Source organism: Desulfothermus sp. (genome assembly GCF_053993635.1).
In genome coordinates, this window is sequence record NZ_JBMYBT010000139.1 from 1 (window position 1) to 6,782 (window position 6,782).

Here is a 6,782-nt window from a genome sequence, read left to right on the forward strand (position 1 = left end):
GCCGAAGATGAGCGGGAGATATTTGTTGAAGGTGCACATAAGGTTATTGGCAGTATAGATCCAAAAGATGTAGAGCGGATGAAATCTCTTTTGGAATACATAGAAAAAAGATCAGAATTTTTAAAGATTTTAGATAAAATAGAGGAAGGAAAAGGAATTTTCATTCTTTTTGGAAATGAACTCTTTGATCCTGACCTGGGTGAATGGTCAATAATTTCTTCCCCTTATGGAGTCTATGGTGAACCTTTAGGAATAATCGGCACCATTGGTCCCATTCACATGGAATATTCAAAATTAATTCCCATGGTTGACTATATGGCCAAAATGCTTAGTAAGATACTTGAGGCCAGGCTATAGTAGCCAACCTTCTCTTATTTATTTCAAGTCTGAATTTTCAAAAAATAATTTGTGGAGGTGTAGTGGATGAGTGATGAAAAAAAACAAGAACAGGTAACTTGTGAGCAAGAACAAAAGAATGAGGTAGAGCAAGAAAAACCAACCAAGGGAAAAGAAGATAATATAGATATAGAAAAATTAAAAGAACTCTGCAAAGAGAAAATTTGTCCTGAGTGTCCAGTAAAACAAGAAATGGAACAGGAGATGCTCAGGGTAAAGGCAGATGCAGATAATTTTAGAAAGCGCATGGAAAGGGAAAAAGAGAATTTTTGTAAATATGCAACTGAAAAGGTCTTAGAAGACATAGTTCCAGTTATAGACAACCTTGAGCTGGGTCTAGAGCATGCGAAAAATGTAGAGGCGTGTAAGGACATTGTTGAAGGTATAGAAATGACTTTAAATATTTTACTAAATACCCTGAAAAATCATGGGTTAGAGCAGATTAAAACTGAAATTGGAGAACCCTTTGATCCCAATTATCACGAGGCCATGGCACAGCAGGAAAGAGAAGACATGGAACCTGGTATGGTGTCTACTGTTATGCAAAAGGGATATAAGATAAAGGACAGGGTACTTAGACCTGCAAAGGTAATGGTGAGCAAAAAACAGGAAAATAATAATTAGACCCTTTACAAGATTAAAAATGAGCTTATTTTTTATGTAAAGAAAATCTAGGAAATTAGGAGGATAAGAATATGGCAAAAATAATAGGAATAGATCTTGGAACCACAAATAGTTGTGTTTATGTAATGGAAGGAAAGGAGCCAAAATGTATTCCCAATCCTGAAGGAGGGAGGACTACTCCATCCATTGTTGCGTTTACTGATAAAGAGAGATTAGTTGGTGAGTTAGCAAAGAGGCAGGCAGTTACTAATCCCAAAAGGACTGTGTTTGCCATAAAAAGACTTATGGGACGTAGTTATGATTCAGAAGAGGTGAAAAAATGGAAAGAAAGGTGTCCTTATAATATAGTTCCTGGACCAAATAACGATGCATATGTTGAGATTGAAGGGAAAAAATATAGCCCTCCAGAGATCTCTGCAATGATTTTGAGGAAATTAAAAGAAGATGCAGAGAGTTATTTGGGCGAACCAGTAAAAGAAGCAGTTATAACTGTTCCTGCATACTTTAATGATGCCCAGAGACAGGCTACAAAGGATGCAGGAAGAATTGCAGGGCTTGAAGTAAAGAGGATAATAAACGAGCCAACAGCTGCATCCCTTGCATATGGCTTTGATAAAAATGTCAATCAAAAAATAGCTGTTTATGACTTAGGTGGTGGTACATTCGATATCTCAATTCTCGAAGTTGGTGATAATGTTGTTGAGGTAAAGGCCACAAACGGCGATACCTTCCTCGGTGGTGAAGACTTTGACCAGGCACTTTTAAATTACATAATTGAAGAGTTTAAGAAAGAGACAGGAATTGATTTGAGCAATGATACAATGGCCTTACAGAGGCTTAAAGAGGCAGCGGAAAAGGCCAAGAAAGAGCTTTCAACCGCCCTGGAGACTGATATTAATCTGCCATTTATAACTGCGGATCAAAGCGGTCCAAAGCACCTGAATATGAAAATCAGTAGGGCAAGGTTAGAGGCACTTACAGAACATCTTGTAGACAGGACATTAGGACCATGTAAACAGGCATTGGCAGATGCTGGACTCACAGTAAATGATATAGATGAAGTTATCTTAGTTGGTGGTATGACCAGAATGCCTCTTGTACAGAAGAAAGTAAAAGAGTTTTTTGGAAAAGAGCCCCATAAAGGTGTAAATCCTGACGAAGTAGTTGCAATGGGTGCAGCTATTCAAGGTGGTATTCTCTCAGGAGATGTAAAAGATGTATTACTCTTAGACGTAACTCCACTCTCTCTAGGTATTGAGACATTAGGTGGGGTATTTACTAAACTAATTGAGAAAAATACTACTATTCCAACGAGAAAGAGTCAGATATTTACAACTGCTGCTGATAACCAGACTTCAGTATCTATCCATGTACTTCAGGGAGAAAGACCCCTTGCAAAGGACAATATGAGTTTGGGGAGGTTCGATTTAGTTGGGATTCCTCCTGCACCAAGGGGAGTTCCTCAGATTGAGGTTACCTTTGACATAGACGCAAATGGTATTGTGAATGTTTCTGCAAAGGACCTTGGAACTGGTAAAGAACAGTCTATTAGGATCCAGCCATCAAGTGGTCTATCAGAGGAAGAGATACAGAGGATCATTAAAGAAGCAGAGGCCCACAAGGCCGAAGATGAAAAGAGAAAACGTTTGATTGACTTAAGAAACCAGGCAGATACTTTGATTTACTCAACTGAAAAGTCCATGAGGGACCTTGGTGATAAAGTAGACAGTGCCTTGAAGGCCGAGTTAGAGCAAAAGATAGAAGAGCTAAAGAAAGTAATGGATGGTGAAGACGAACAGGCAATTAAAAATGCAATGGATGGTTTGACTCAGGCATCCCATAGATTGGCTGAGTTATTATATCAGCAGCAACAAGCAGGAGCACAAGCAGGTGGAGCGGATTCAGGCGCACAAGCAGGTGCATCTAACACACAAGCAGGCAATCCAAACCAGGATGATGACGTGGTAGATGCTGAATACACTGAACAAAAATAAGTGTGCTTGACATAAACATTCCCCCTCCTCTAATCTTGAGCCTGGGCTTAAAATAAAGCCCAGGCTTTTTTATTTAAGGTTTGTCAACGCGACAAACTTAAGATCAAGAGGTTTAACACATGAGAAACTATGTATTATTTTGTATTTTTCTGGTTCTTTTTATAGGTTGTGGCCCTAAAAGACAAATTAAGATGGTTCCAAAATCTCCATTGGAGATTGGAGATTATCTCTGGGAAAAAGGGGAGTATATACCTGCCTGTGAAAATTATGAAAAGGCCCTTTATAGCCATCTTGCTCCCAAACAAAGGGAACTTACCTTGATACAAAGGATTATTAAGTGTTCTCTCCAGACTAAGAATTTAGTTAATGCCAAATTATATTTGGATAAATGGAAATCAATTGATCCAGAATACCTAAAAAAATGGGAGTTTCATAAATATTATTTGACTTATTTAGATTTAAAAAATGAAAAACAAAAATATTGCCAATATTTAATAGACTTAATCAAAAAAGATCTCCCTTTAACTATTAGAAAAAACAGCTTTATTTTATTGGATCTCTCATATTTAAAAGACAAAGACATAAATAATGGAAGAGCTATTTTTGATAATTATTACAACACATTTAATTCAAGGGAACAATGTGATATTTTAAATGCTCTGTACAAGAGCATATTAGAGGAGAATATTGCAACAAAATATGATTTAGAAAATCTAGATCCAGCAAAACTTCCAGATAGTTTAATAATGTGGGCAAAGATTTTGTGCCTTTTCTCCTCAAAAAAGATATCTTGGTCCAAATCTTATGTTTTGCTCCAGAATATTTTAAACAATAATTCCCTGTTAAAAGAGTTATTTTTGGATGAATTTAAAACACTTATTGAAAAAAATGGCATACCCAGGATAGAACTTGTTTTGATCTTACCCTTTGATCCTTTATATGAGCAAGTTTCCTATGGGATTTTGAGTGGGGTTGAGGCAGGTATTTATGAGATGGAAGCGAGTGGTGTTGAAGCAAAAGTAGTTATTTTAAATTCAGATGCAAGGGACTGGATAGATAGATTAAAAGAGGTCGCAAGAAAGGATTTAATTGTAGGCGGTATTATTAAGCTGGAGACTTTTAATGAGATATTGAAAACAGATCTTCCAAAAAAAGTCCATTTATTTGCATTTAGGTCTTATATTCCAAACGAAGGTGTGGACGGTTTTAGATTTTTCCCATCCCATAAGGACCAGGTCACTGAGTTAATTAAGTTTTGTATGGATAAGCTCCAAATAGATTCTTTTGCTATTTTTTATCCAAGGTCAGATTATGGCAGGAGACTAGGAGAGAAATTTTTTGATGAGGCTCAATTACGTGGGGCTAAAGTCTTACGGATATCATGGTATCACCCCAAAAACACAAGGGATTGGCAAAAAAAAGTAGGTAATTTGTTAGATGTGCCAAAAGATCTGTTTGAAGATAAGGACGATGAAAAGATAAAAGAGTTTAAACCAGATATAGATTTTTCCGCTGTTTTTATCCCTGATTCCCTTGAAAATGCCAGGATAATAATTCCAAACTTTTTTTATTATAATGCATCTGATTTATATTTTTTAGGGCCAGCCCTGTGGGGTAGCTTTAAACCAGAATTTACTTCTCTGGAAATCTCCATGTTTAAAAGGGCATATTATCCATCTCCCTGGATAGAGGATAACAATAATAACCAGCTAATTAATTTGAAAAAAATAGTGTTTGATTTAAGTAAAAAGGATGTTAACTTCTGGATATGCCTTGGGTATGACTTTTTTAGGTATGCAGCATATCTTAAGGGACAACTGGAAAATGGGCAACATATTGATTCTATTTTAAATAACCCAGAATTTAAGTGGACAATTGGGCCAATTAAGTGGAATGAAAAGGGAATTGCTACTCAACATATGTTTGTTTTGAGGGTGTATTAAAAATCTATCTTAAACCAGGAGAGTTATATGAAGATATCAAAGGAACAGGTCAAAAATATAGCCTATTTAGCAAGGTTACATCTAGATAATGATAGGGTGGAACTTTTTTCAAAACAACTTAGCCAGGTTTTAGATTATATGGAACAATTATCAGAAGTGGATACGTCTGATGTAAAACCCATGTATTCACCAGTTGAACATCCTACCCCATATAGGGAAGATGAGGTCTATTCTGAATTTACAAGGGAAGATGTATTAAAAAATGCGCCAGAGGAAGATGGGGAACACTTTATCGTACCAAAGGTAGTTAGCTAAAGAAAGAGGAGATATATCTATGGATGTTAGAAAATATTCTGGAATCAAAATCAGAGATATGATTTTAAATGGGGAGATCAAGGTTGAAGAAGTAGTGAATTCATACTTTAAAAGGATTGAAGAGACTGAAGGAAAAATTGATGCTCTCTTGTATATAAATAAAGATGAGGCCCTTGAGATTGCAAGGGAGATGGATAAAAATGGCCCTGATCAATCTAAAAAACTCTGGGGAATACCAATAATTATAAAAGATGTTTTAACAACTAAAGGTATTCCTTCTACTTGTGCGTCAAAGATGTTGGAGAATTTTATCCCTTTTTATGACGCTGAGGTAGTTAGGAGAATAAAAGAGCAAGGTGGGATCATTATTGCTAAATCCAACATGGACGAATTTGCAATGGGGTCATCCACTGAAAATTCAGCATTTAAGCCAACAAAAAATCCGTGGGACTTAGATAGGGTTCCAGGTGGCTCCAGTGGAGGATCAGCATCTTCTACTGCTGCATCTCAATCCCCGATTTCAATTGGAACCGATACTGGTGGGTCTATTAGACAACCTGCTGCATTTTGCGGAGTTGTGGGGTTAAAACCAACTTATGGCAGGGTATCTAGATTTGGCCTGATTGCCTATGGGTCTTCTTTAGACCAGGCAGGTCCAATTACCAGGACAGTAAAAGATGCCGCCCTCATGCTATCTGTGATTGCTGGAAAAGATAAAAAAGATTCCACATCATCTCCAAATCCAGTGCCAGATTATTTGCAGGAGATGGAAAAATACAAGGACCTAAAGTCAATAAAGATTGGTCTGCCAAAGGAATATTGGCAAGAAGGGCTAGATCCTGATATTCAAAAGAAATCAGAAGAATTTTTCAGGCTTTTAAAGGAATTAGGGGCAGAACTCACTGAGATCTCCCTTCCCCATACCAAATATGCAGTTGCCACTTATTACATAATTGTAATGGCAGAAGCCAGCTCAAATCTCGCCAGATATGACGGGGTGAGATATGGATATAGGACAAAGGACGCAGAAGAATTAATTGATATGTATGTAAAAACACGTAGTGAAGGGTTTGGATTTGAAGTTCAAAGGCGTATTATTTTAGGTACTTATGTCTTATCTGCAGGATATTATGATGCCTATTATAAAAAGGCGGCCCAGGTAAGGAGATTAATTAGACAGGACTTTTTAGATGCCTTTTCCAATTGTGATGTGATACTAACCCCAGTATCACCAACACTTCCATTTAAATTAAAAGAAAAAATCCATGATCCTTTGACCATGTATCTTGCAGACATCTTTACAACTCCACTTAATTTAAGTGGACTGCCTGGTATTTCCATTCCTGTGGGACTTGGGGATAACCTAAAACTCCCAGTTGGGCTTCAATTTATTGCTCCGCCATTTAGAGAAGATATTCTGTTGGGAATTGCGGACAGAGTTGAGGGAGAACTTGATCCTTTGCCTGAACCCTTTGGTCTAAAAAGTTAATGAATTATGAGTTGATGTTAG

The 6,782-nt window shown here is 37.0% G+C and carries 5 protein-coding genes and 1 pseudogene; all 6 read left to right on the top strand.

The annotated features are described in order from the left end of the window. A pseudogene (locus ACY2V1_RS10455) lies at positions 1 to 357 on the top strand (hypothetical protein); the annotation flags it as partial. Positions 358 to 423: 66 nt separating this feature from the next. Beyond that, positions 424 to 1,020, top strand: coding sequence for a nucleotide exchange factor GrpE (gene grpE, locus ACY2V1_RS10460; RefSeq protein WP_461834741.1), 597 nt, complete (start codon positions 424 to 426; stop codon positions 1,018 to 1,020). 71 nt (positions 1,021 to 1,091) lie between these two features. Beyond that, a complete protein-coding gene (dnaK, locus tag ACY2V1_RS10465) occupies positions 1,092 to 3,014 on the top strand; it encodes a molecular chaperone DnaK (RefSeq protein WP_461834742.1) in 1,923 nt (640 codons plus the stop codon). Positions 3,015 to 3,133: 119 nt separating this feature from the next. Then, entirely contained in the window at positions 3,134 to 4,957 is a 1,824-nt protein-coding gene (locus tag ACY2V1_RS10470; protein WP_461834743.1) for a type 1 periplasmic-binding domain-containing protein, read from the top strand. Positions 4,958 to 4,984: 27 nt separating this feature from the next. Next, on the top strand, positions 4,985 to 5,272 hold the full coding sequence (gene gatC, locus ACY2V1_RS10475; protein WP_461834744.1) for an Asp-tRNA(Asn)/Glu-tRNA(Gln) amidotransferase subunit GatC: 288 nt from the start codon (positions 4,985 to 4,987) through the stop codon (positions 5,270 to 5,272). Positions 5,273 to 5,291: 19 nt separating this feature from the next. Further along, positions 5,292 to 6,761 (top strand): Asp-tRNA(Asn)/Glu-tRNA(Gln) amidotransferase subunit GatA, encoded by a 1,470-nt coding sequence (gene gatA / locus ACY2V1_RS10480; RefSeq protein WP_461834745.1) that lies wholly within the window; start codon positions 5,292 to 5,294, stop codon positions 6,759 to 6,761. Positions 6,762 to 6,782 lie beyond the last annotated feature (21 nt).

Coding starts and splice junctions, on each gene's coding strand:
- gatA (WP_461834745.1), top strand. CDS start 5,292: ATGGATGTTAGAAAATATTCTGGAATCAAAATCAGAGATATGATTTTA.
- ACY2V1_RS10470 (WP_461834743.1), top strand. CDS start 3,134: ATGAGAAACTATGTATTATTTTGTATTTTTCTGGTTCTTTTTATAGGT.
- grpE (WP_461834741.1), top strand. CDS start 424: ATGAGTGATGAAAAAAAACAAGAACAGGTAACTTGTGAGCAAGAACAA.
- dnaK (WP_461834742.1), top strand. CDS start 1,092: ATGGCAAAAATAATAGGAATAGATCTTGGAACCACAAATAGTTGTGTT.
- gatC (WP_461834744.1), top strand. CDS start 4,985: ATGAAGATATCAAAGGAACAGGTCAAAAATATAGCCTATTTAGCAAGG.